Origin of the sequence: Paenibacillus ginsengarvi, assembly GCF_003626695.1 — a bacterium.
Classification (GTDB): Bacteria; Bacillota; Bacilli; order Paenibacillales; family NBRC-103111; genus Paenibacillus_AB; species Paenibacillus_AB ginsengarvi.
Genome location: NZ_RBAH01000024.1, coordinates 117,116 through 141,258 on the forward strand (window position 1 = coordinate 117,116; position 24,143 = coordinate 141,258).

The window sequence follows — 24,143 nt, forward strand, 5'->3', positions numbered from 1 at the left end:
ACGGATTATGCTCTTATCCAAGCATGCGTCACGAGCCGGCTTACGGTTTCTCCGGGGAGAACGGCTTCCAGCGAAACGGCTTGCATCGGCGCAGATACGGTGTACTCAAGGGTCTTTAAGCCGTCGAGCACGATCATTGTATCGAGCGCGGTTTCGCCGCTATCCCAGTTCAACTGCAGCGGGACCGTCCCGTTTCCTCGGACCGTTATCGTTACCCGCACGGTCTGTCCGGGGCGGTACTGTCTTTTGTCCGTATTCAGCGCCAAAAGTACGGGACCCGCCACGTCGAAACTTTGCGTCGAGGCGGATAACAGGATCGGTTCGGCTTGCTCCGGAGCGGCGAATAAGGTGTATACCATCGTATGATGCCCAGCTTTGCCGGTGTTCAGCGGCAGTTCCAGTTCGAATGTCGATCGGCCAGCGGCCGGACCCAGTTCATGCTGTACAGTTGTGAGCTTTTCATTATCCGGATCCATGAGCGTAAGCTCCATGCGGCACGGTATCGAATGCGAACGCTCCAGTTCGCCGCAGATGACGATCCGATCCGTGTGCAGGTACTCGGTACGATCCGTCAAAAACTCCAGGAAGCGGGCTTTATATCCCCGTACATCGAACGGGAACGTTAATTCCGCCGTCTTATCCCCCGCGGACACATTCCAAAGGGCGACATACGTCCCTTGCTTCATATGAGCCGGAAGCGGGAACTCGAACGTTGCCGGCTCGGCGATCGCGAACCGCCGCTTACTCGGCGGTATGATCACGGCGCGATTTTCACCCTGCAGCAGACTGACGTCCGCATCGACGGCTTCGGCGCCCGAAAAAAAGCTCTTTCCTTCCTCTGTCCACGTAAGCTTCACCGCCACGGCTTCACCCGGGGCATAAACCTGCTTTTCCGCGGACAAGCCTGCCAATTGATCCCGCCTCGGCACGTAATACGCATCCAGGAACAACGACCGTCCGGTTTCCAAATATACGCCGAAAAATAGTTTGTTCGAACCGGCGTCGACCGGAATTTCATGGACAACCTCGAGCGTGTCGGTCAAAGTGCGCACGCTTGAAACCAAGGTCACGTCCCCGAGCTGCGCCCGGGTATAGACCGGATAAGCTCCGCCCGACCGGTTCGAGACAGTCAGTTTCAGTACGGCCGTATCGCCCGGAGTATACAGCTTTTTATCTAGATCGGCAACGACTCCGATCTCCGCTCCCCGAATGGAAGCGTTCAGCTTATGCCGGGTCTCCCCTTTTAAGCCGATGTATACTTCCTGGTGCTCGGCCGTCAGCGCGTCATCCGGCATCACAAACGTAAAAAGGACATCCTTTTCCTCGCCGGGAGCGAGCCATTCCGTATTGTTCTGCTCGACAAACCCTGGAATCGAGAACCGGACGGTAGCTCCGCCCTCGCGTTTGCCGTTATTGCGCACGCGGCACGTTACCGTGTGCTGCTGCCCGGCTACAAGCTCCAATTCATCCGGTATATTGACCATCTCAAACGATACGAGCTGCAGCGTCGGACGCATCATATGGTTCAGCTTGATCGTCCGGTCCGGCTCTACGGACGCCTGCGCCATCCAGCCATCCTCCCGGTCGGAAGCGTAATCGACCGACTTGATATAAACGCGGTGCTCATTGTTCGATTGTAACAGCCGGTATCGGCCCTCGACGTCCGTCAACGTATTGGCGAACCCTTCATCCACATACACGAGCGCTCCAGGGATCGGAAGCATGCTTACGGAATCGAGCACTTGACCTTCGATGGAGCCGCTTATCGCTTTCAAGTATAGCGTAAAATCTACCGTTTTGCCGGGAGTGACGGCCGCGGAGACCGATGGGTAGTGGCCTTGCTCGGAAATAAAGCCGACCAGTTCCACGTACAGCCTGCGGTTCCCTTCAGGAATGCGCAGCTGAAACTGACCGAGCTGATCCGTGACCGTGCTGATTTCCCCTTCATCCACGTATACGAGCGCCCCGGCGAGCGGCTTTTCGCTGACATGATCCAATACTTTTCCCCGCCATACGCCGTAAACAGGCTTCAAGAATCCTTCGAAGGAGACCGTTCTTCCGCCTGCTGCGGGGAGCGAAACGACTTGATCCTCGTTCGGAGAACGGTAACCGTCCAAAGACGCGTAAACGGAGGCGCCGCGATCCGTCGGGAAGTCCTCGATAAGGAACCGACCGTCCGCCCCGGAGACGATACTGCGCCGATACCCCGTCAGCCAAATCCGGGCTCCGTCCAGCGCGTTGCCGCTAACGGCGTCCCGCAAAACCCCCTCCACCTTTGCATATGCCGGCGCCAAATACAGCCTATATTGAGCCTGCTGTCCGTGAACCAGGGATGTGGTCATGACGTACCCCGCCTTATCGTAAGCGCGGAAGTTCGGGGCGCGCACATGAAGGTCTTTCTCGCCAGCCGGAACGTCTCCCAGAACAAACTGTCCGGAATCCGTTGTAGTCGCCAAAGAGCCGGCTCCTTCGAACCAAACCTCTGCACCCTCGATCGCCGTTCCGTCCGCGGCATTTACGAGCGTACCCGTAACCGAAGCGAAGGCGGGCCGTACATGAAGCGATATCCGTTCGGTCGGATAGGCGGTTATCGGAAGCTGCAGCGAATCTCCTCTGGAACGAAGCGTCTCGAACCGTTTTCCATGGATGGACAGCATTTGACTGCCGAACGGAACGTTTGCCAGACGGAACTGTCCTTCGGCATCGGTATCGGCGCCTTGCGGCGGACGGATTTCCCATACTCTGCCGAACGCCTCCCCGTTAGCCCACGGCTGGTCGTTCATACCGCCCGCATCGATGACATGGACAAGGGTGTCCTCCCCTTCCCGAAACACCCGAATCAGGTTGATCGCCGCCCTACCTTTGCTCGGAGAAAAACGCAAATGCAGGATGCCCTCCTGTCCAACATCTACAGTCGCCGGACGCATGCGCAGCAGCGCATCACCGGTAGTTCCGGCGACGTCTACCTCCGAGAGCAACGGTACGCCGTTCGCGAGCACATCGAATACGTTCGCGCCGACTCGCTCAGGCTCCTGCAGCTCGGCAAAGCTGAGCTCCACGTCATACCGTCCCGGCTCGAGACGGATTTTGAAGCCGAATCGTCCTCTTCGCTGCGTGAGCAGCATGTTCTGTTCTTCATCCGAGGCGCCACGAACCTTTTTTCCCTCTGGCGCCGATACAACGTCTCCATCCTCGTAACCGAAGCCGGGAGATGCCAGAAACAGATTGGAATCCGCTTCGTCATGGCCGCAGCGGATCGCATACAGCGGGACGTCACGTTCCGGATTTGCTTGAACGGGCCAGATGCGGATATGATTGATCAGCGCATATCCTTTTTTGGCGAGCAGGAAAAGCCGCATGCCCGCAGCCCCCGACTTCACCCGATACGTACGCTGAAGCAGCCGGTTAGGCCCGGCTAAAGAGAAAACGTCGACAGCCGGGTCGAATACTTCGCCGTTCAGCATAACGTCGAATAGACGTTCCCCTGCCGCCTTCGCTTCGTGCTCGCAAAAAGAAAGTTCGACCGCATAGTCCCCCGGTGGCAGCGGAAATACGTATTGCACGGTACGGCCGTACCGCACATGGGTCGCGAGCAAACGATTATCGTCTTCTATCGCGGTAGCTTCGTCTAACCGGTAAAGCGAGCTATCCGCTCCTCCCCAGCCCGGCGACGACTTCCAGCCGCCCAGTGCAGGGCTGTCCTTCCAATCGGGACTTTGCATTTCGCCTTCGACGTATCTACATTCCGACAGTATTTTGCCTGCAGCGTCTGTAAGCCGAATGTTACGGAGGATGTTTCCTTGACCGCCAAGGAGCTGAACGCCAACGCTGCCTTCCGCAAGCGGCTTGGTGTCGATAGCTTCGCACATCGTCACACCCCCGGCTTCCAGACGAAGCGCCGATCCTATGGAGACGAAGCGAACATTCACCCACTTATCCAGCGCCTCTAGACGTGCTGGAGCTTCGGCCAACACCGTGGTCCGTCCGTTTTCCCATCGTTCGATCCGAACCGATTCGCCGCCGAAGTCCGTCATCGTACAGCTTCCGGCAAAAAGATCCGGCTGCCCGGCGGAGTCAAGCTCGAGCTTCAGCCACTTTCTCCCGTCAAACAAAACCCATTGCCCCGAAATCCGGTCGTTTCCGGCCGAAAACCGTCTGCGGGCAGTAAAACCGGAAGTCCGGTCTTTGTTTTTGAGCCATTTGCCGCTCATGGTTCCATCCGGAAGCAGCTGGCCCTCAAATGTCTCCGCCACACTGCCGTATTGACGGGTGAAAGAGACACTCTCCCCGTCAACGGTGCCGCCAATGATAGGATACTGTTCCGTTTCCCTATCTTGAACGAGAACGGCGCGATAATAGGTTAGCGGGTCGCAGCGCCGCAGCACAAGAGCGATCCCGCCTGGACGAAACGCCTTCATATCCGCCGATACGGCAGCATCCGTCCATATGCCTTCCGAGCTGGCAAGCTCCGGTCCGTGAATCAATCCGACCAGCGGGTCGCCATGCCAGCGTGAACGGGAAAGCGAGACAGCTCCATAGGCATAATCCGCTTCACCCCAGAAAACGCGCAAGCCGGGTACCGGTTCGCCGCCCGCCGCATTTGCAACCGATCCGGTTACCACAGACTTAGCCGGGCCGATATAGAGCGCAGGCGCATTGCCGGGGAATAAACGCGCAGGCATTCGAGTTAGCGCCGTACTTGCTCCGCCGGCAGCGTATCCCGTTTTGGCGGCATGAATCGCTTCCCCGGATACCGCGTCGAACATATATGGCGTAGGAAGCGTCAAACGGACATGTCCATTCGCATCCGAGCGGATATGCGGGTTCTCATCGCCGGCCCGCCAAACGATCGCTCCTTCCACCGGCATTCCGGTAACGGCGTCCAGAAGCAGGACATCGAGCTCCGACACGGTCGGAGCGACATGAGCGCCAAGCTTCCAGCGGTCTCCGGCCTTGACCTGAACCGATAAGAACGCCCCGTTATCCGAGCCGGTTTTGATTGCGTCCCCGGCGGCGTACAGGTTGTACGTATCCGCGATCAACGAAGCATACTCAAAGCTGCCGTCTCCGCCAAGCCGAGTTTCGGTGGGCGCTACGACTTCCCAACTGGATTGCTGCCGAACGCCGGGATGGTCTTCCACGGTCCAGTCGGCCATCCCCCGGGTGAACGATTCCGCGAACAGCGTTTCGCCATCCAGCTTGTCGAGACGGATCTCGCGAAGCAGCAGGTCGTTCCTCCAGCAGTAAATTCCGGCTTTTCCGCTAGCAAACGCACCGTCCCGCACGCGGAAAACTTCGCGGCCGTGAACATATACCGCCAATTGATCGCCGATCGCCTCAATACGGATATCCGTCCACATGTCGTATCCGTAACTGACATAGTCCTCCGCAAGCGTTATCGCCTCGCCGTTCTCAATACGCTCCAATCGTCTAACAGGTCCGCCGTATTCACGGTTCCCCATCCAGAAGAAGCGGTAGTAGTTTTGCGCATCCCGGTAACGGAAAACGGCTCCCCAGGCGTTCTGCGAACGGCTGGATGCTTGAAATGTAAACCGATAATCGCTCCAATCCGTTTCTCCGACGAGAGCTTGCGTAGCCCAAAAAGGCGGCTGGTTATCCGCGTATATTGAGCCCGATTGGCGCAAAGCGCCTCGGGCCAGCTTGCGGTCTCCCCAGCCGATAACGACGCCTTCGACCGACCCGCCGGGAGCCAGTAGACTCGCTTTCCCGCCGATATACCCGCGTTCTTCGCCGGTTAGGATCAAGTCGATCCGGGCCGTTTGGCCGGGATAAGCATCGATCCGTACGAAACGGTCCAGCGACGCCCCTTTGAAGGAAACGGTTCTCTGACCGACAGGTACCTCGAGCCTCCAAGCTCCGTCTTCACCCGTTATCGCTTCAGGAACCGGATTGCCTGTGTCCGCATAAACCCGGATATCCTTCAAGCCGGTGTTTTGGGCGTCTTTGATGCTTCCTTCGATAACCGCCGTTCGCCGAAGCATGGAAACGTCTCCGAGCTTGACGGTCAGGCTTGGATGAATGTCCGCCTGAATGTTCCGCACTTCCGCAAACTGCTCGGCACTGAGGCGCAAATTGCACGACCCGACAGGAAGATTGAGCGCAAACGTTCCGTCCGCTTCCGACCGCGTCTCTTCCCCGCTTCCGGCTTTGATCAGACAGCCCGGAACCGGCTGGCCCGTAAACGCTTCCGTCACGCGTCCGACAAGCTGTCCACGCGTATGAACCAGTTGGATATGCCCTAGGCCCGTCGTTCTGCCCGGATAAATGTCGGCATCCATGCTCCCCCTCGCATAACCGTCCGCTTTTATCGTCAAGCTGGCCCGGCCCGTCTCAACCTCCAATTCGAAGCTCCCGTCGTCACCTGTGAGGATCTTGTTTTCATTCGAGGCAGTTACGTCCGCGCCCTGCAAAGGATTACCGTCCTGTTGAAGCACGACCCCGCTTATTTTCCCCTTTGCGGGGACCATATGAAGATCGATCCCTTCCAGCACTTTTCCTTCCAGGATGATGACCGCTGCGCGGGAGCTCGCATAACCCGGAGCTTCTGAGGCGAGATAGTGTCTTCCAGGCGCAAGGGTAAAGCGGAAGCGTCCATCCGCATCCGTCTCCGTCTTGGCGGCGCTGCCCGCCGTCACTTTCGCGCCTGCAATCGGCACGCGCCTCACACTGTCATAAATGATGCCCGTAACTTCGCCCGTCGTCCTGCTCAAAAACACGTCCTTAACGTCAAAAGTACGGCCGGCGGGCACGTAGGCGTTTAAAGCCGCTTCCACGTAGCCTTCCGCTTGAACCGTAAGCTGCACGACTCCCGCCGGGACTTCCAGCGAGAACGATCCTTCCTCCGAAACGATAACCGGCTGCCGGTTCCGCATAACAATCTTAGCTCCGGTCACGATTTCTCCCGTACTCGAGCTTTTGACGACGCCTTCGATCCGGCCGTCCGTCGGAGACAGAAATACCGGCGTAATTTGCGTCGTTCGTCCCGCATAAACTTGTACGGCTACGTTCTGTTCTCCGACATACCCGGGCGCTTTGACGACCAATCTGCTTTCCCCGCGGGGATGAACCGTTTCGAAGAAGCCTTGACCGCTGATCGGCAAAGGCTCTTTTCCGCTCACGGATACGGTCGCGTCCAAAATGGGCTCGTTCGACATCATGTCCATTACCAGCCCCTTTACCCCCCCCTGAACCGGAGTCAAATACACGTTTTCCACCGTTGCCGTACGTTCCGGCGCCGCCACGGTATAAACCCGGACTTCTTTGTAGCCGGGAGCGGCCGCACTGATCCAGTGGCCGCCCGCATCGGCGGTAAAATCGAATCCTCCCGTTTCCGCGTCCGCCGCCACTTCGTTGCCTCCGTCCAAGCGGACTTTGGCGCCCGATACAGGCTGGCCGCTTACCGCATCCAACACGCGCCCGGCCATTTTCCCTACCAACAACGGCACGAAATATTGTTCGTGGTATCCTATTTTTTGCCCTTGCGTTTCAATCAGACAGGACACTTTGAAATTTCCGTAACGAACCGACATCGGAAGGACGAAACGGAACTGCTTTTCGCCGGGAATACTCGGCCGCAGCTCCTCGCCGAACCGTTCGTCGAATATCGTCGCTCCGCCCGGATCGCTCACGGACACGGTGATGTCCGCGGCAAACACGGCACCCGTTGCGTTCGCGTACCGGACCCGAATATCGATCGCTTCCCCAGGGCGGTATACTTTTTTATCCGTCGTCAGCTCGGTTTGCGCTTGCGGGACATACACGTTGATCCCTTTGTTCGTGGAACCGAGCGACTTCCCGTTTTCATCGCTAAGAAATGCCCAGAAGCGGTAACCGCCTTTCTCCAAATCCGCGTAGGAAAAAGGAAGCTCCCGATCTTTGCCGGAATCGATCGTCAGCGTTTGCGTTTGCGGCTGCCGCGTATTCAAGCGGGTGGAAACGGTGAGCGTCCGCGGAAAAGGGGAACGGTTCCATATTAGAAGCCGCACTCTCGCGGTATCGCCTTCGAGCATATGCTCCTGGTCGGAAACGGCGCTGAACGAGATCGCCTCGGCTTTATAGCCGACCCCTTCGAGCGTATCATCGAAGTTGTTAACGAGTATCGTCGCCACATCGTATAGGTGGTCCACGATCTCTCCGGCGTCGTCGAGCAGAGTCGCGTCCAGACTCCAATATCCTAGCGTATCCATATCGCTCGTCTCCAGAGCTACTTCCCGCGTTTCGCCGGCAGCGATCGCGGCATCCAGCTCGTACCTGCTTGCAAATACGCGTTTCTCCGGATCGACGGCATGCAGCTTCACCTTTGCCGCATCCCGGGTCGACCGGTTAGAGATCGCGAACCGGAGCCGGAACGGCTTATTGTCCGGATCGTTTTCCGATACTTCCTGTCCGGCAAGTCTGGCCCAGGAAAACGTATCGCGCATTAACAGGCGTTCGTCCTTGGTTAGTTGATTAAAGCCGATTCCCCAATCGGCATAGGCGGATGTAACGATTACCCTGCCTTCGCCGTACCTGTAGGTTAGCATGGCGGGCTGGCCGTTGATCCGGCGCCTCAGAAGCACCTGGGCATCCTCCGGCCACGCCGTGAAAAAGCCGTCCACCGCCACATCCATCCCGTCGCCCTCCTGACCGGCAAACACCGGATGCGGAGCTGTGATGATGACCGAATGCGCGTGGCAGGATTGGTCCTCGGCCCAACCATATCCTTCTATTCCTCCGGGAAGCGCACTGAAATCGTAGCCGTGCTGCTGCGACATGCAAATGCATGTTCCGCCCAGCCTAATATATTCGCTCAGACGATCCTTGAACGTTCCCGATTTGTCCAGCCCGTACAATCCGCCGGTCGGGATGATCAGCACTTTTTGGTACGTCAAAAGATCGCGCGGGTTAAAATCGGCCGTTATGAGGCGCACGGGCTCGTGCAGCTTGACCATCAGCTCGAAGGCGGTTCCAGCGAACCCGGCTGCCAGCATGGCGTAGCGGGCGGCCCCGGCAAGCTCGGGAATTTGTTCGATCAGCTGCTTGTCACCCAGAGCATGAATGATATCCATATACACTTTATCGCGATCGGGGTCGAGCACTTCTCCGGAAGTCGCTTTTTTCCACGCGGCGAGTATGGCCCGTTTTACCAATTCGCCGGTCACTTCCGCGCCAAATCCGCGGTCATGCAGCCGTTCGGCCAATTTCTGCATCAATTCCGCGTTCAAGTACTTATTCAGCAAACGGGTAACGTGCGGGGTATTTAAGCTCGGCAGCCGGGGGACATGCGAGGCCGAGTCGTTGGATTCATCCGGGTTGTCGCTGCCCGGCCCGGTGACCCAAACGTACAAATAGACGCCAAGCGAAACCGCGGCCAGAGCCTGAATGGCGGCAACTACGGTAGCTCCGACGGCGACCATGCTCCATACCGCCGCGACGATGAGGACAGCGACCGCGAATACCGGGGTAAAGCCCATGGATTCGGCATGTCCCATAGTGACATGCATGGAAGGCGGCAGCACTCCCGTTTCCTGCAATCTGTCCACAAATCCCTGGACATCTCCCGCTTCGGCCAATTCTTTCAGCCGTGCGTCGCTTAGCGCTTGAGTCAGCTTGATCTCGATCCGGTCCCAAGCGATCGCCGCATCCGTTAGGCCCGCTTCCTGCACAAACGCCTTCGGGTCGCGGCCGAATGCGGCCGCCGCTTCGGGATCGGCAAAAACGCGTTCCATCAGTTCGCGGATCGTTTTGGCCCTTTCCGATGTTTCCCCTTCCCCTCCTTCTTCCAAAAACAATTCCAACCGTCCCGGCTGCTCCGCCCGGACTTGAATGCTTTCCGGCACTCCGTATATGCGGGATTTCCGCTCATTTTCGCTCATTCGCCATTTCCCCCCAGTGGGTCCATATTTTCAACCGTGCAAGGCGCGGCCATGAGACGGGTCCGTACCGTTCTCAGCCGCATTTCGAGCTGCCTTAACCGGATCCTGCTCCGCCAGCATTCGTACTTTCAATTCATACCGAAGCAACACGTCGTCGGCGATTTCCTTCCAATGGTTCCGCACGGCTTCGCGGGCCATAGGGTTCAAGTAAAATTGCGCGCACGCCTCGCACGGATGGACGTTTTTATCTGGATAAGGCACACGGGGGTCTTTTTGACGGGCAAACCACAGCACGGCATCCGGTCCGTCCAGCCAAATCCACCGTTTCAAAAAATCGTCGAGCCCGCGTTTCACTAGATCGGAGATCGAATGCTCAGCAAGCTTGCCTAACTTCATCTCGGGAATATGCTCCATCGTAAGCCCGCAGCAGCTGGCCAAATGCTCGTCAGGCGTAACGACCATGTTGTGGAGCACGTTGTCGCAGCCGCCGAGCAGCGGGATGCGCTCCGGTTTTCGGTAGATCGTTTCCGTGTGCTCCAGCTCCCGTTCCTTGTGAAAAGGCATCCAAATATTGCGCATGAGCTGCAGGCGGTGTCCGTTCGGGTGTGTTTCGCGAAATGCCTTTAGCCTAGGATGCGCGTATGCGTCATGAATCGTAAAGGCGGAATTTTCAAACCCTTCCACCACGATCAAGGAAGTTAGCCCCATCTCGGCGCCGGCGATCGCTCCGTTTACGACCCGTTCGAAGGGAACGTATTCTTGATGGTCGTCTCCCGTACTGATGTTTAATTCGCCGAGCCCAGACTCCTTAAGCGAACCGAGCCTTCTGCGGGCCGCATCCAAACTGTGGGCCCAATAGCCGTTAGTTACGACACGCGTCAATTTGCCGCGACCCGTCGCATGTGCGACTGCGGTATCCAGATCTTTCCCGAGCAGAAAACATTCGCCGCCGGAAAATACGACCAGCTTCAGCGTCGGGACCGTATCGCACGCCTCTCCGATATAGTTCAGGATCCGTTCCAGCGGGATACGTCCTTGGACTTGCGGCGAGCATTCAAAGCAACATTCTTTACAAGCTGCCGTGCATTTGTAAGTGGCAAGTACAGTGAGAATGCTGGGCTGCATTTCCGTTCCTCCTGATCTATAATTAAGTCGAATTATAACTTCTTTTGTTGGCAATTAATTCCTCCATTATTGGATAAAAATGGTGCTAAATCCCCAGTACTCCGATTCTTACGAACCGGTCTCTCAAAAGCGAAATAGAGCCTCCGGCACAAACGCCGGAGACTCTCTGAGGGATTGCCCCCACACCCTATTTCATTTTCCGTTTATTTTTTAAAAGTCTCGACACCCTCTTGATTCCTTCTGTCCCCAAAAAGCTGCTGACCCAGGCGATCCATATGCTTGAAACGAGAAATTTAACCATGTAAAATATTCCTGATCCGATTATAATATCCAAAATGATGAATTTCCGGATTGTGGAACCTTCTATAATGAAAACGACCAATTGTCTGTTTTTATCCACCGGACATCACACCTTAGTCTTTTAATAAAAGAGATTATGATGAGACCACTTGGTCATATTCTGATGCTGCAGAGAAGCGGCTCGGAACGCTATACGCCACCCGGGGCATGTGAATATACATGAGCACGACATGCGGCTATAATTCTTCCGCCTTTCAGCTAGGAATCGAACATCGTCCAAAAGCAAAAGCCGCTGCCGAATAAAACCGCGAATTCGATGGCCATGCGGACCGCCTCTTCGACCCCGACCGACCAGATCGCTGCGCTCAGGAGCGGAACGATCGTTATGATCGTAAACGAAAATGGTTCATTCTCTTATTATTACGGTAATTATAGATAAGGCTGTAAAAAATCACTCCAAGGATCACGAGATTACTGGCCCATGATTTCATCCTTTAGGTGGCCGTTTGTAACCATGAAGTATATGCGTATGAATAGACTGTTGGAAAGGAGGCTGGCCCTATGCAAATATCTTCTTTCTTGTTTCCTAAAGAAAAGGTTGCTTTTATCACCACTTCCATGTCCATGCGTGAAGCAATGGAGCATTTGGAATGTCACCAGTACTCGGCGATCCCCATTATTGATTCTGATGGGAAATATGTCGGCACCCTATCGGAAGGTGATCTGTTATGGAAGCTGAAAAATACCCCCGGCCTTCTTTTCGACAATATGAATCAATTCTCAGTAACCGAAATTAAAAAACGCATCCGAACCGAATGCGTTTCGATAAATGCGGAAATGGAGGACATGTTGGCTCTTGCCGCAGATCAAAACTTCGTACCTGTCGTTAACGACGATCTTATATTTATTGGAATTATTCGCCGTAAAGATATTATTGAATATTACACCAGAAATATAACCGATTGATGTCTTCATAGTTATCGGCTAAGCCGAGTGCAGCGTACCTTATAATCTCCAGTTTTTCTATTCCGCTATATTCATTTTTTTTGCCTAACAGAAAACTCCCCTTTAAGCAGCAGGATTAATTATTTCACCTGTTTACTTAAAAGGGAGCATGTCATTCTGGGGCTGCTCCTTATTGTGTCATTATGCTGTCTAGATGATAGGAGACGATCCGCATAATCTCAGCGGGCGTCGCTTTCGGCGAACGGGAAACGCCATGAACGACGAGCCCGTCAACAAGAGCATGAAGCCGCATCGCTTCCAGTTCGGCGTCCACGCCCGACTTGACCAGCTTGAGCGCAAGGAGTGAGTCCACGATAGAACGGAAAAACCCGTAAAGCGCATCGTGCACTTCTTCGCAAAGCGAACGAAGCTCCGGGTGGGCAGGCGTGCTGCCGACGAAGGCCAGCCACACTTCACATTCCGCCAGGCGCTCTGGGTCAAGCGGGATCATTTCCCCGATGAGGGACTCTATGTCCACACGCGGATCCCCGCTCCTCCTCGAGCTGACAATTCTTTTCCTGACCCTTTCGGTAACCAGCCGCATTGAGAAAGAGAGCAGCTCCGACTGCGTCGCGAAATAGTGCCTCAGCGAGCCGAGCGACATCCCGGCTTCCTCCGCAACGCTGCGCACGGATACCCCTTCCATCCCTTCCCGGCGAATGACGCGCCAAGCCGCCTCCGCAAGCTGTTCCCGACGATGATCTCGATTTACTATTTTCGGCATACGCCTAGTGTAGCATGGATTGCTTTTATAATACAATTGTGCGAAAATAAATCTCGATCATTTTAGTAGTACGTCTGTATTATAAAAATGGAGGAGAAGCGTCTTTATGATTACCGCTTTTATTATCGGCTGCGAGATCGGATTCTGGGCACTCGTCCTCGCCGGGCTTATCTGCCGTTACGTGCTTCGTCTAAAGCCGCTGGGAGCGGCGTTGCTGCTGTGTGCTCCGGTTGTCGATTTGATTCTGATCGTCGCCACGGTGATCGATCTGCGCAATGGAGCGACCGCCACGGCGATTCATGGTCTTTCGGCGATTTATATCGGCGTCTCCATCGCTTACGGGCACAGAATGATCCAATGGGCGGACGTGCGATTCGCCTACCGTTATGCGGGAGGAAGCCCTCCGGTTCCCAAGCCGAAGCATGGGATCGAGCATGCCCGTTACGAGCGCCGCATGTGGTTTCTGCACCTTCTCGCTTGGGCGATTGGATGTCTAGTGCTTCTGGCCATGATTCTGTTCGTCAACGACACCGATCGAACGAATGCTTTGTACGGCACGCTTCGGCTATGGTCGCTTATCGTCGGCATCGACTTTCTCTACAGCTTCAGCTTCTCCTTATGGCCGCGGAAATCCAAAAGATAATCCGAAAAGCAGAAAATCCTTCCCCTAGTGCATCAGCGATAAGAAGCTTACTATAGCAAAGCGACTTATCTCTCTCTCCTATCGGGCAAACTCACTGATTCATTGCTTGTCCGTCAATAAAGGATAATATTGAAATCACCAACTATTTCGAAGGATACGACAATTCAATCTCCAACTAAGACTAGGCTGCCGATCAATGTCGGCAGCCTAGCTCTGTCTTTGGCTTCTTCCATTGAAAGCGCAGTGAGAACATATTCATTAAATAAAACTCTAGTTATTCCCTTTATGAATGATGATTACATTATCGAAGGGATCTCTAATTCTAAAAAGAAACGGATCCTTTAATATATCATTCTCTGTCACAATGTTATCATCGTCATCAAACGGCTGAATGCCAAGACTGCGAATATAATCGTAGGCTTCCTTCATGTCTGGCGCGTTAAAATAAAACAAAGCATTATTACTCGGGCTAGGCCTATCTCGGCGCATGCTGTCCAGCAGCAAGGTGATACCATTGCCCATCTTAATACCGTATACGGTCCGATCCTCAGGAGTACCTTGGTATTGTTTGTCCAAACCGAGCAGCTGGCTATACCACTCAACCGCTTTAGGCATATCTGATACATGAATAAAGATAGCTTTTAGTTGATTTAACAGAGGGTTGTTCACCGTTTTAATATCACTCACCATTCATCACTCCATATCAGGTATTGTCATAACTGAAATAAAATTGGCATATGTTGGGTCATTAGTCAATGTTTTTTTATAATACTCGTTCTAATTATCCTGCCCGTCGTATTATGAGGTCATCAGATTTTTTCTGGTGGACCTCATTTTAGTGTGGTCGTAAGAGTGTTTTTTCTTCCGGAAAGTTTACTGCTACTCGAAATCCAATTTTGTTTCTAATATATCGCCTACTGTAAACCGAAATGAAAAAACCGCGCTGTACATAAGACAAACTGAAAATGACATATAAATGTATATAAATGAAGCTGCGAGGGAGAGATTATTTGATGTTTAAACCACATCCCAATAATACCGCAATTGTAATTACAGACCCGCAAAATGACTTTATGAGTCCTGGGGGAAGAGGCTATCATCTGACTAAAGGAACTATTGAACGAAACAATACTATACAAAACCTTGAACTATTAATGGGAACTGCCATGAATAAGGGATACCAACTTTTCATATCGCCCCATTATTTATACCCTCATGATTATGGCTGGCAATTTACAGGAAATGAACAAAATATGCTATTAGGTCTTAGATTGTATCAAGTGGCAAATGCGTACACACCACCGTCATGGGGAGCTGATTTTGTTCAGTCTTTCAAACCTTATATTTTTGATAGAAGAACCGTCATAGCAACTCCTCACAAGGTTGCCAGCCCACAAACAAATGACTTGGAATATCAGTTGCGACAACATAGAAAAGAGAAGATAATTATTGCAGGGGTGCTTTCCAACGTTTGTGTAGAGTCCCATATGAGGTATCTAATCGAAACTGGTTTTGAAACAGCTATTGTATACGATGCCACGGCAACAATTAGTGAAGAGGATTTTCAAGCTGCCGTTACGAATTACAAAGCATTTGCCAGTGCTACATGGACAACACAGGAAGCTATTTCACAATTATAAAACCTTGCCTGCTTTGCAGCATCCCCAACGTTTATCCCAAGTACAACCCTGAACAGTTCCCCAAGTTGATTGCTTTTTAGAAAACGTGGCATAATTCGTCGAACCTCCTCTAATCTGTTCGGAGGGATTAATCGCATACGAACAGTGACGAACAGGAGAGCACTTTTTTCAAAGTGTCCCTTCTACGCGTCACCGTGCTCGCTGCGGCTGGAAAAGCAAAGAAGCCTCCCGACCCTCTTTCAATCGCGTAGGCTTCTTTGTCCTCTGCCACTTGCTTTGCGATCAAGCGATACTGCAGCTGCAGCTTCAGCGAAATTATGGAGCCTATCATGCTCCGATAGGATGTATCGTGTCTTTCTTACCTTAAATTAAAAAGGCCCTTTCCAGTCTCCAAATTTATTGGTAAAGATGAATGTTCGTGAGTTATAAGCCAGGAGTCATTTACTTTTCTTAAACCAAATGTGAAACGGTTTGTCATTTGACGAAGTTTTTCTCCTGATTCTATATCGTGTGCAGCAAAGGTAACGGCACTATGAACAAATGCAAGATTCAAGTTTTCTTCTACTACTAAGTCATTGAAATCAACATGAAGTGAAACACCATCCGCCCTTAATCCGTTAAACCACTTTTCAACATTTGCCTTCCAGGGAGAGATCCCCACACTCTCCCAGTTACCCCAGCAATCATAAATATGTATTTCGGGTGCATAGGCCGATAAGAATCTTTCAACATTTTTTTCGTAAACGGAAGACTTGTAATTTTCAAGCATGAACTTTTAAAAAATTGTCCATCATCAAGCTCCTTTCGATATAAGTATTTATATATTTTCTGCAACCTAACATTTTTCCTTTCTTCAACTAAACCGGTGGCTTAATGGGACCACCTGATTATCATCCGCAGTGGCCCCATGACTTGTTTTAGGCGCTATTGTCCCCCGTTACTTGCCGGCGTGATCAGCCTTCTTCTGTAGATGGCCAGCGCCAGACCGAGAAACGCCATCTCCGCCACGAAATGGCTGAACCCGTAGCTGACGAAAGGAAGCGGGATACCGATCAGCGGCACGAATCCGAACGACATGAGAAGGTTATATGCGATCTGGAAGCCGATTGTGGCGGCAATTCCGAACATGAGAGTCTTCCCGTACTCGTCCCGGATTTGCAGCGCGGATCGGACGAGCCATCCGGCAAAGGCGGCAAAGCCGATTGCGAGGCCGATGCCCGCCAGCCAGCCGAAGCTGTAGATCAGGTAGACATAGATGATGTCGTTTTGGATACCGGGGAGATATCGTGCAGGAGCGGCAAACCCATTCCCGTACCAGCCGGCGCTTTGGATCGCTTTTTCGATTTGAAAGTTCATGTAGCTGGTCCCGAGCGGATCTTGCTGCGGATTCCAAAAAGCGGCGAACCGATCCCTTACCGACTGGCTCTGTTGAAACCGCAAGGCAACTAAACCGACTAAGGGCAGCAAAATCAGCAGTGCCGCTTTCGCCCAATTACGGATCAATGTACCGGTCATGGCGAACAAGGCAATAGCGTACAAAACGATGCAAGGAAACCTTGACAAGCTGGCCAAAAACAGGATGGGAATGAGCACGACAACCGTTAGCGTAAAAATTCGAAAAAACGGTTTTTGCTTCCTGTCCGTCAATATTCCTGCTGCTGCTGCAATCCATAAATATGTACCGATCCAAGCCCAATCGATGACGAACGGACCGATTCGGAAATACGAGGGAGAACCGTTTATGGTACTGCCTGCCAGATGGCATAACAGGATGCCACCCAATGCCGCAAAATAAAACGGCCATGCATAATGTCGTAATCGGTTAGGTTTGCAAAAGTATAAAAAGCCGGCAATAAGAAGGCCGATGACGACGGATATCGCTTTATTCCATACGAGCAGATAGTCCCATTGCGGAGATGTGGCGCTTAAACTTCCTTCCGCGGCGAACATTGCGACGATTCCGACAATGGAAAACGCGATCATACCGCACAAAATGACCCAGTTCGTTCTCGGCCGATGAATGCGGTGAAGCTCTTTGCCGAGCTGCACGGGGTCTCCCATTTGCTCGATCGCATAACGAATGGCTTCCTCCCGATCGACCCCAGTCTCTTCGCGTTCGGCCGCCAATTGCTCCAGATGGCTCTCGAGCTCGCGCCGTATGTCGCGATGCACCTCGCGAGCCTTGATCCTGGCGCATACGTCGTCCAAAAATAGACGTACTCGTTCATGATCACGTATCATGCGTTTCCCTCCCCGAGTACGAGATCGATGGCGCCGCGAAACTTCGTCCATTCCGCCTTTTTGCGTTCGGACTGCGTCCGTCCGGCGCGCGTGATCCGGTAATATTTCCGCTTCCGGCCGTTCGCTTCGGTCCAGTACGATTCGACCCAGCCTTCCGCTTCCATCGTGTGCAATATCGGATACAACGTGCCTTCCTTCAAGGCGAAGACCCCGGCGGATTTGCGTTCAAGCTCTTTAATCAGCTCATAGCCGTACAGATCGTGACGTTCTAACAGCGACAATATCATCGTGCCGGTGCTCCCTTTCAGCAGCTCTTTATTCAAAGAGGGATCATCTCCTTTATACCAAGATATTCGATGCATTTGTATACTAGGTAATATACATTAATTTCCATCCAAAGTCCAGCTGTCAGCAGAGTAATAAAGTATTAGACTGACCCTAGAAATTGAAACAGCGACAGTCTAGGACGAGAAAATAAAGTCCTTGACTGTCGCTGTTTCATTGAACGATCGTACCTGTTGGCTTAATGATAGATGCCTTGTATCTCCAAGCCTTTTTAATACTCGCAAATCGCCATCAAGATTAGCAGCCTTTGCGCAAATTGACTTACTTTCTACTTTCTTGCTCTAATAATCATAAAGCTTTGATCTTCATTAACTTCTTGTAAAGAATAACCGCCATAGATCGAAAAGTCATGGAATCCAACCTTTTCAAGCATCATGAGGAATTCATACTTATAAAACCATCGCATTTTAGTTGTGCTATATTGTGTATCAATTAAGACGCCATCTCTTACAATTTCATATCGTTCTAGCTTAGTTTGAATCTGTTCAAGGAAATTAATATTTGATTTTGAGCTTACTACGATTTCCGAACCGTCGCTTCTCGTTCCCCTGAGACCAGGCGCCCACTCATCATCTTTATTGTTGAACAAATGTTTTGGTATAAATAGAGGAATTAAGGTTTGCCCATCATACTCAAGATGCGCATATATACTCTTTAAAGCCTCCATAGCGTCCTCTCTCTCTGTTAAGAGCATAAATGAAGCTGCTGGTATATAAATCGTCATATACTTTTTAGGTAAATTAAGTTGTTGCATGTATTGATCATACAGAACTGGATCCTGTCCATTTATCTTTGCCTTAGCTCTGCATATTTCTAACATGTCTTTAGAACAATCTACCCCATCAACTTCAATACCTGCCGCCAAATAAGACAACAATAACCTCCCAGTACCACATCCAAGCTCTAGTGCTGCTCCTGGAACTTCCATTATCATCAAACGTGTTTCCAGAAAATCGCATGTCATATGTTTCGGCAAGGATACCTTCATAGGATTCAATAGTATGAAACGACATTTGGTTGTTCCCTCCAGGATTGAAATAGCTTCAATATACCGAACCTTCCTTACCGATGCAGCTTTAATTACCCAGGTTTTATGGCCAATGTTACTCTGCGAAGTTTGAGTTACTTACTCTTTCAGTACTCATATCAAAAGAATCTCGTTGTCCATCCCATTCCAACGTTACCTTCAGAATGTCATCTTCTGTAGGTAATAGGATATTATCATCAAACTCATCAAATATGATTATTCCTTCGGAATAGTTATATCCTGTAAAAGTTCCTTTATTGCGATTCGCTTCGTTCCCATAAGTAAAGTCTACTTTGCCCACATTTTCGATATCGGAACCTTTATAAGTTAGTATTATCCTGCTGTAAACCTTATTTTTTCCATTTCCGAAATCCCAAACCGTATCTTCTAATGCAGCAGACCAGAGACTGCCTTCACCCTGGTATTTTAAAATATAATCATATTTTATTTCCACTTCATTATTAAAGCTAGCTCCCGATGCAAGCAACCATTTGCCGTTTACCTTTTCTATTTTTACGGTCATTTTGTACGGATAATCATATTCAGTCGTATTAAATTCAACGACAGCAGCATTACCCCCTTGGCTGATGATTTTAGCGGTATCAATGAAATACTTTGTTGCCGACCCATGGCCCCCATTATGCGTGTCTACGTAAAGCTGATCTGTGTATTCTTTATAAAGGGGACGGGCTCCTTCTCGAGGCGTTAGATAATTATAAAACCATTCAGCGACATCTTTTGTAAATACATCTTCCACTATTTTTTTCAAATCCGCGATGGATTTGACGTTACTGGTGTTAATATGCGTTGTCCAACTTTCCCCAGTTACAAGAGCATAATCTTCATCACCGGGTATTGTTTTCGATTCATCGACTTTGAACCATCCGCTCCCGTTAAACATTCCATAGATATCGGCCGCTTTGGGGATGAGCGTATTAAGAATATCTTTTACATCAATTTTTGTGAGACTTACATTTGCATGAAAACTGGTTTTAATCGTATTTACGTATTTCGACATGGATGTATATTCTGCTGTTAATTCCACATTGTGCGGATTATATTGTACATCCCCCGGAGTGATTAAGGTGAACACTCTGTCTCCCAGTTCTCCAATTTTCGAGATATGACCGACCTCCATAGCCGTTTGACCGTTTTGACTCCAATCCTCATTGGTCCATATGCCGATCGAAAAAACAGTTCCCCCGTATTCTTTGTTTGCTTTGTTTATAAAAGTAATCTGTTCGAATTTTGAAGCTTCGTCAAAGGCTTCCACCACATCATATTTCCCCTCCCAGCTCTTAGGAAGGTCGAGGGTGAAGTTGTTTTTCTTGTTTTCATAAACGATGCTTGGAGTCGCACTACTGATATGGCCATTTACATTACCCACATGGAGATTAACCGTCGAATACGTTCTAAAATCCCCTAAGCCCTCTGAAACGAACGTTTGTGCGTCTACCCCAAAATCATCTCCATGAATCGCAACCTCGCCGACTTTTTCACTGTTATCATTGTAAAAAGTAAGGGTGGCCTCAACGGAATTTTTTGTACTCCCTACACCTTCGATTTGCAATTGACCGGTAACTTTGGTGTTGCTGCCGTTTTTAGTTAGGATTAAATTGCCAACGTATATCCCTTTGTAATCCGGATCCGATAAGTCAAGCGTTCGATTATTGACGAAAATCTTTTGCTGCTCCTGATCATAGTCGATCGTTGCACCCAATTGCTCGGCTACAAATCGAATCGGTACGTACGCATGACCGTCAACATTAAGTACTTTATAATCATCGTTCAAGGAAATATGATTTCCGTTTATTTCGAAATAGGCAGGAAATAATGCCGCCTGGAAAGAATCTGACGCGAATGCAACAGATGAACATGCAATGGCTAAACCACAGCATAAGCCCAGTACAAATTTTTTCATTAACGCACCTCTTTTTGTTTATATCATTAGACGACAGTGTTTAGAATTAGTTGCAATGAATGTTAATGGTTTCCTTATTCCGGCCTGATTACGAAGCTGCCATTTAGCTTAATGAAAACGGCAGCCGATCTTCTGGCCGGCTGCCGGTGTGTCTATTTTTAACTATCGTCTCCGCCTGCAGTCCGTGAAAAGGAGCCCGGCGGAGGCTTAGAACCGAAACGGTCGGTCTGCTCGCGGCCGGGCCTGGATAGCGGACTGTTAAATGACTGCCCCTGTACCGTCAATCCAATTCGCGCCATTCCACCATATAGGTTTATTTAATGTAGTATCATAGTAGGAAAAGCCTTGCATAAGATTGGCAGTTGGCCTCATTGCAGTAGTTCCCAATATATTCGAACGAGTGAGATCCATTTTCCTCGTATGGCTTAACTGTCCTACAAGCTTCCTAGCCTCCTCCCATCCGTCCAAATTCAGGCTAAACTCACAGTTCGTGATTTGAGCGGCTCCGTTTGAGGCGTTCGTGGTAATGCATCTTTCTCCAACAATGCCGACTCTATTTTTTGCTAAATCACCAGTGAATTTACAATTAATCAGGTTATTCGTACCGGCCATATACAGATAAATGCAAAAGTTTTTTACCGGAGTATTCGGATAAGCAGTCAAAGGATTGAAGCTGCCTTTCACATCAAAATCAAAATTAGAAACATTGTATAATCGAAGCAGGTTTTCCGATGCTTGATTGACAATGACATTCATATAACCCTCATCCAAATGGTCTGCCATAACGCCATATCTGCAAGTATCAATTTCAAGCGAGTCGAATTTCAGCTTATATACAGGTTGAGCATTTCCCGCTATCCCAATATGCACTGCATAGGATTCGACAGTTCCCTTGATATAAACCCGATTCAAGTGAACGTTCGTGCATCCTGTAAGGACAAGCAATCTTTTTGGAGCAGCCACATCATTTTCAATATGAACAGTTCCAATTTCGATGTTTTTTATATTTGCGCCTGCTCCGTATTTTGTCGTAATACCCAAAGCGCTCATAGAGCTTGAGAGGACATACAGATAGTTTACATATACATCTGAAACTTGTTCTCCCCAGTTCGGCTCTATGTCAAACCCACCGGGCATTGTAATATGGCCGACTCCTAGCGACTTTACGACATTAAACGTAATATTTTTCCCTTCGCATACGGATACTGTGTTTCGGCCAAGCGCAATGGGGGTTACCCCGTCCCTATCAACCGACATCCCTTCGACAATATCGAAATCCAGATTGTACGTGTTCGCTCCATTGATGTAGATGACGTCTCCGGACGGATTTTTCCCAACTATTTTGCCGAACCTGGCATATCTGCAATTATACAAATACAAGCAATGTCTATACTCTTGTAAAAATTCAGTATTGTAAACCCCGCCAACGAAACAGTTGTTGTTGAAGTGATTGCCGTCAAAATGGAGTTCTTCGATGACAAAATTAGAGCAGTTATTAAACTGCAGCGTTCTTGTCTGAGGGTTCGTTGCCGGCAATTGATCGGGTCTTTTTAAGATCCCCCTGAATACTAGTCTGAAATCCGTTTTCCCTTCTACAACGATATTATCTACAAGATAGGTTTTCCCCAAATCCGTCATTAACGTCAGATGGTTGTTGCAAGCATATGCCAAAGCATCCCTGAATGCTTGCGAGTCATCGGTTACACCGTCGCCGACAGCTCCAAACTCCTTTACGTTAACATGGCCGTATTCCTCGATGACCTCTTCCACGATCCGGCGAATACCACTAGCGTTCCCATTACTGCTCATTGTCGGGTTTCCATAAACGTCATTTACGACGCCGTTTCCTTGACTCGCCAAGCCGACACCTTGTCCGAGCAAAACTCCCGCAACCGCGGCAGTTCCCGCAGCGCTTAGTAACTTTCTCCTGCTTATCTTCGTATTGTCATTGTCCCATTCCATTTCAACAGCTCCTTTATAAGTTGTAGCTTTTGAGCAAAACCCCGTCTATGGTTGCGCTTTCAAAATTCATTTTAAAGGAGACCGCCCGCATCGTTCTATTGGTGATTGGGACTTCCTTCTCGGCGATGAAGTCAATTCAGAAAATACGCCGAAGAAAAAAGACCTCTGCGCCGGCACGCAGAGATCATCGATTCTCTTCCCTGTACTTACCCGGGGGGCAACCTACCTCCCGCACGAACAGCTTGTTGAAAAAGGCCGGATCGCCATAGCCGACCATTTCGGCAACGACGTTGACTTTTTCGTCTGTATCCGTCAGCAGGAGCTTCGCTTTCTCCATTCGAATTCGATGAACGTATTCGATTACGCTCGCCCCCGTATACTGATTGAACAGCCGGTTCAACTGTCGGACGCCGATATGGAACATCGCGGATAAATGGGATAACGTAATTTTCTGGTTATAATGCCGTTCGACATACCCGCATATGCGACGTATCAGTAATTCTCTTGGCGAGCGACTATCGGTTTTATTTTTGCGATCCTTATAATAACGCGACAGCAAGATGAACAATTCGGTCATTCTCAGCTGAATCATCGCCTGATAGCCCGGTTGCCGATGGTACAATTCCTGAAGAAGCTCCTCCAAAAAGCCCCTCGTCTTGTCTGCCGCCTCGCCCCGCAAATTCAGTTTGTGATGAAATCGGGAATGCCCGTTCAAAAAAGGCTGGACGTAAAAAAAGTCGAGCGAATCAGAAATGCGCAGATCGCTCAGCAGCGAGTGCGGAATAAAGTTCGGTTCGAACAGGCAATTAACGATTTCGATTTGCTGATCTTCCTCGAGCGCATAACCGTGCCTCTCGCCCGGATTGATTATAAATACGTCCCCCTCCTGAATTTCGTAAAAAATATCTTGAAACAAATGCGTCGCCCGACCTTCGGCAACGAAGATCAACTCGACAAATTCATGAGCATGAATATCCGGCATATCCCGTCTGTCGTGGAGGTTTCGCTGAATCCAAAACGGAAAATCGCGCGGATGCGAATACAGTTTCATCGATTTGATTCTCATACAGACCCCCGTTTCACCGTACTTATCCCTTCCCTGTCGTTTGTACCTACAGCAAAAATGTTTGGGTGATACTTCCATTTTACCAAAAGACAGTTTCTTTTTGTTATTTCTTAAAAGAAAAACAGGGCTGTCCCTTAGGTCACTGATATGCTCCCCATTAAGTAGACAGGTGAAATAATTAAACCTGTTGCTTAAAGGGGAGTTTTCAGTTGGGCAAAATAAACGAATTTAGCGGAATAGAGAAGCTGGAGATTTTAAGGGAACTTGAG

The 24,143-nt window shown here is 50.4% G+C and carries 14 protein-coding genes; 3 read left to right on the top strand and 11 right to left on the bottom strand.

The window, feature by feature from the left end; translation table 11 throughout:
• Positions 1-5: 5 nt before the first annotated feature.
• Together D7M11_RS26970 and D7M11_RS26975 are read right to left on the bottom strand one after the other, a co-directional pair.
• Entirely contained in the window at positions 6-9,875 is a 9,870-nt protein-coding gene (locus D7M11_RS26970; protein ID WP_120750369.1) for a carboxypeptidase regulatory-like domain-containing protein, read from the bottom strand.
• A 30-nt stretch (positions 9,876-9,905) separates the two neighbouring features.
• Complete coding sequence (locus D7M11_RS26975; protein ID WP_120750370.1) at positions 9,906-11,000, bottom strand: radical SAM protein; 1,095 nt, start codon at positions 10,998-11,000, stop codon at positions 9,906-9,908.
• A gap of 861 nt (positions 11,001-11,861) precedes the next feature.
• On the opposite strand from D7M11_RS26975, the gene D7M11_RS26985 reads away from it, so the two are divergent.
• Complete coding sequence (locus D7M11_RS26985) at positions 11,862-12,266, top strand: CBS domain-containing protein (RefSeq protein WP_120750372.1); 405 nt, start codon at positions 11,862-11,864, stop codon at positions 12,264-12,266.
• A gap of 169 nt (positions 12,267-12,435) precedes the next feature.
• Here the strand turns inward: D7M11_RS26985 and D7M11_RS26990 are convergent, their stop codons facing one another.
• The gene (locus D7M11_RS26990; RefSeq protein WP_120750373.1) at positions 12,436-13,029 is read right to left on the bottom strand and encodes a TetR/AcrR family transcriptional regulator; all 594 of its coding nucleotides are present in this window, start codon (positions 13,027-13,029) and stop codon (positions 12,436-12,438) included.
• 106 nt (positions 13,030-13,135) lie between these two features.
• Between D7M11_RS26990 and D7M11_RS26995 the strand changes: the two genes are divergently transcribed.
• Positions 13,136-13,672: a hypothetical protein gene (locus D7M11_RS26995; RefSeq protein ID WP_120750374.1), complete on the top strand. Its 537-nt coding sequence runs from the start codon at positions 13,136-13,138 to the stop codon at positions 13,670-13,672.
• 270 nt (positions 13,673-13,942) lie between these two features.
• On the opposite strand, the gene D7M11_RS27000 is transcribed toward D7M11_RS26995, so the two are convergent.
• Positions 13,943-14,359, bottom strand: a complete 417-nt coding sequence (locus D7M11_RS27000; RefSeq protein ID WP_158606857.1) for a VOC family protein — start codon at positions 14,357-14,359, stop codon at positions 13,943-13,945.
• 326 nt (positions 14,360-14,685) lie between these two features.
• On the opposite strand from D7M11_RS27000, the gene D7M11_RS27005 reads away from it, so the two are divergent.
• Positions 14,686-15,312 carry a cysteine hydrolase family protein gene (locus D7M11_RS27005; protein WP_168928329.1) on the top strand — a complete coding sequence of 209 codons (627 nt, stop codon included), beginning with the start codon at positions 14,686-14,688 and terminating at the stop codon, positions 15,310-15,312.
• Between the two features lie 358 nt (positions 15,313-15,670).
• On the opposite strand, the gene D7M11_RS27015 is transcribed toward D7M11_RS27005, so the two are convergent.
• The 7 genes from D7M11_RS27015 to D7M11_RS27045 all read right to left on the bottom strand — a co-directional run bounded on the left by D7M11_RS27015 (position 15,671) and on the right by D7M11_RS27045 (position 23,874).
• Positions 15,671-16,081, bottom strand: coding sequence for a YybH family protein (locus D7M11_RS27015; protein WP_120750378.1), 411 nt, complete (start codon positions 16,079-16,081; stop codon positions 15,671-15,673).
• A 155-nt stretch (positions 16,082-16,236) separates the two neighbouring features.
• Positions 16,237-17,553 carry an FtsW/RodA/SpoVE family cell cycle protein gene (locus tag D7M11_RS27020; RefSeq protein ID WP_158606858.1) on the bottom strand — a complete coding sequence of 439 codons (1,317 nt, stop codon included), beginning with the start codon at positions 17,551-17,553 and terminating at the stop codon, positions 16,237-16,239.
• Positions 17,550-17,915: a PadR family transcriptional regulator gene (locus D7M11_RS27025; protein ID WP_120750380.1), complete on the bottom strand. Its 366-nt coding sequence runs from the start codon at positions 17,913-17,915 to the stop codon at positions 17,550-17,552. The genes D7M11_RS27020 and D7M11_RS27025 overlap by 4 nt, the downstream gene beginning before the upstream one ends.
• A 251-nt stretch (positions 17,916-18,166) precedes the next feature.
• On the bottom strand, positions 18,167-18,886 hold the full coding sequence (locus D7M11_RS27030) for a class I SAM-dependent methyltransferase (protein WP_205127121.1): 720 nt from the start codon (positions 18,884-18,886) through the stop codon (positions 18,167-18,169).
• Positions 18,887-19,001: 115 nt separating this feature from the next.
• The gene (locus tag D7M11_RS27035) at positions 19,002-20,846 is read right to left on the bottom strand and encodes a stalk domain-containing protein (RefSeq protein WP_120750382.1); all 1,845 of its coding nucleotides are present in this window, start codon (positions 20,844-20,846) and stop codon (positions 19,002-19,004) included.
• Positions 20,847-21,104: 258 nt separating this feature from the next.
• Positions 21,105-22,808, bottom strand: coding sequence for a polysaccharide lyase domain-containing protein (locus tag D7M11_RS27040; RefSeq protein WP_120750383.1), 1,704 nt, complete (start codon positions 22,806-22,808; stop codon positions 21,105-21,107).
• Between the two features lie 184 nt (positions 22,809-22,992).
• The gene (locus D7M11_RS27045) at positions 22,993-23,874 is read right to left on the bottom strand and encodes an AraC family transcriptional regulator (RefSeq protein WP_158606860.1); all 882 of its coding nucleotides are present in this window, start codon (positions 23,872-23,874) and stop codon (positions 22,993-22,995) included.
• Between the last annotated feature and the right edge of the window lie 269 nt (positions 23,875-24,143).

Excerpts from the sequence above, each read along its gene's own strand:
- D7M11_RS26970 (WP_120750369.1), bottom strand. The coding sequence starts at position 9,875 with ATGAGCGAAAATGAGCGGAAATCCCGCATATACGGAGTGCCGGAAAGC.
- D7M11_RS26975 (WP_120750370.1), bottom strand. The coding sequence starts at position 11,000 with ATGCAGCCCAGCATTCTCACTGTACTTGCCACTTACAAATGCACGGCA.
- D7M11_RS26985 (WP_120750372.1), top strand. The coding sequence starts at position 11,862 with ATGCAAATATCTTCTTTCTTGTTTCCTAAAGAAAAGGTTGCTTTTATC.
- D7M11_RS26990 (WP_120750373.1), bottom strand. The coding sequence starts at position 13,029 with ATGCCGAAAATAGTAAATCGAGATCATCGTCGGGAACAGCTTGCGGAG.
- D7M11_RS26995 (WP_120750374.1), top strand. The coding sequence starts at position 13,136 with ATGATTACCGCTTTTATTATCGGCTGCGAGATCGGATTCTGGGCACTC.
- D7M11_RS27005 (WP_168928329.1), top strand. The coding sequence starts at position 14,686 with ATGTTTAAACCACATCCCAATAATACCGCAATTGTAATTACAGACCCG.
- D7M11_RS27015 (WP_120750378.1), bottom strand. The coding sequence starts at position 16,081 with ATGCTTGAAAATTACAAGTCTTCCGTTTACGAAAAAAATGTTGAAAGA.
- D7M11_RS27020 (WP_158606858.1), bottom strand. The coding sequence starts at position 17,553 with ATGATACGTGATCATGAACGAGTACGTCTATTTTTGGACGACGTATGC.
- D7M11_RS27025 (WP_120750380.1), bottom strand. The coding sequence starts at position 17,915 with ATGCATCGAATATCTTGGTATAAAGGAGATGATCCCTCTTTGAATAAA.
- D7M11_RS27030 (WP_205127121.1), bottom strand. The coding sequence starts at position 18,886 with ATGAAGGTATCCTTGCCGAAACATATGACATGCGATTTTCTGGAAACA.
- D7M11_RS27035 (WP_120750382.1), bottom strand. The coding sequence starts at position 20,846 with ATGAAAAAATTTGTACTGGGCTTATGCTGTGGTTTAGCCATTGCATGT.
- D7M11_RS27040 (WP_120750383.1), bottom strand. The coding sequence starts at position 22,808 with ATGGAATGGGACAATGACAATACGAAGATAAGCAGGAGAAAGTTACTA.
- D7M11_RS27045 (WP_158606860.1), bottom strand. The coding sequence starts at position 23,874 with ATGAGAATCAAATCGATGAAACTGTATTCGCATCCGCGCGATTTTCCG.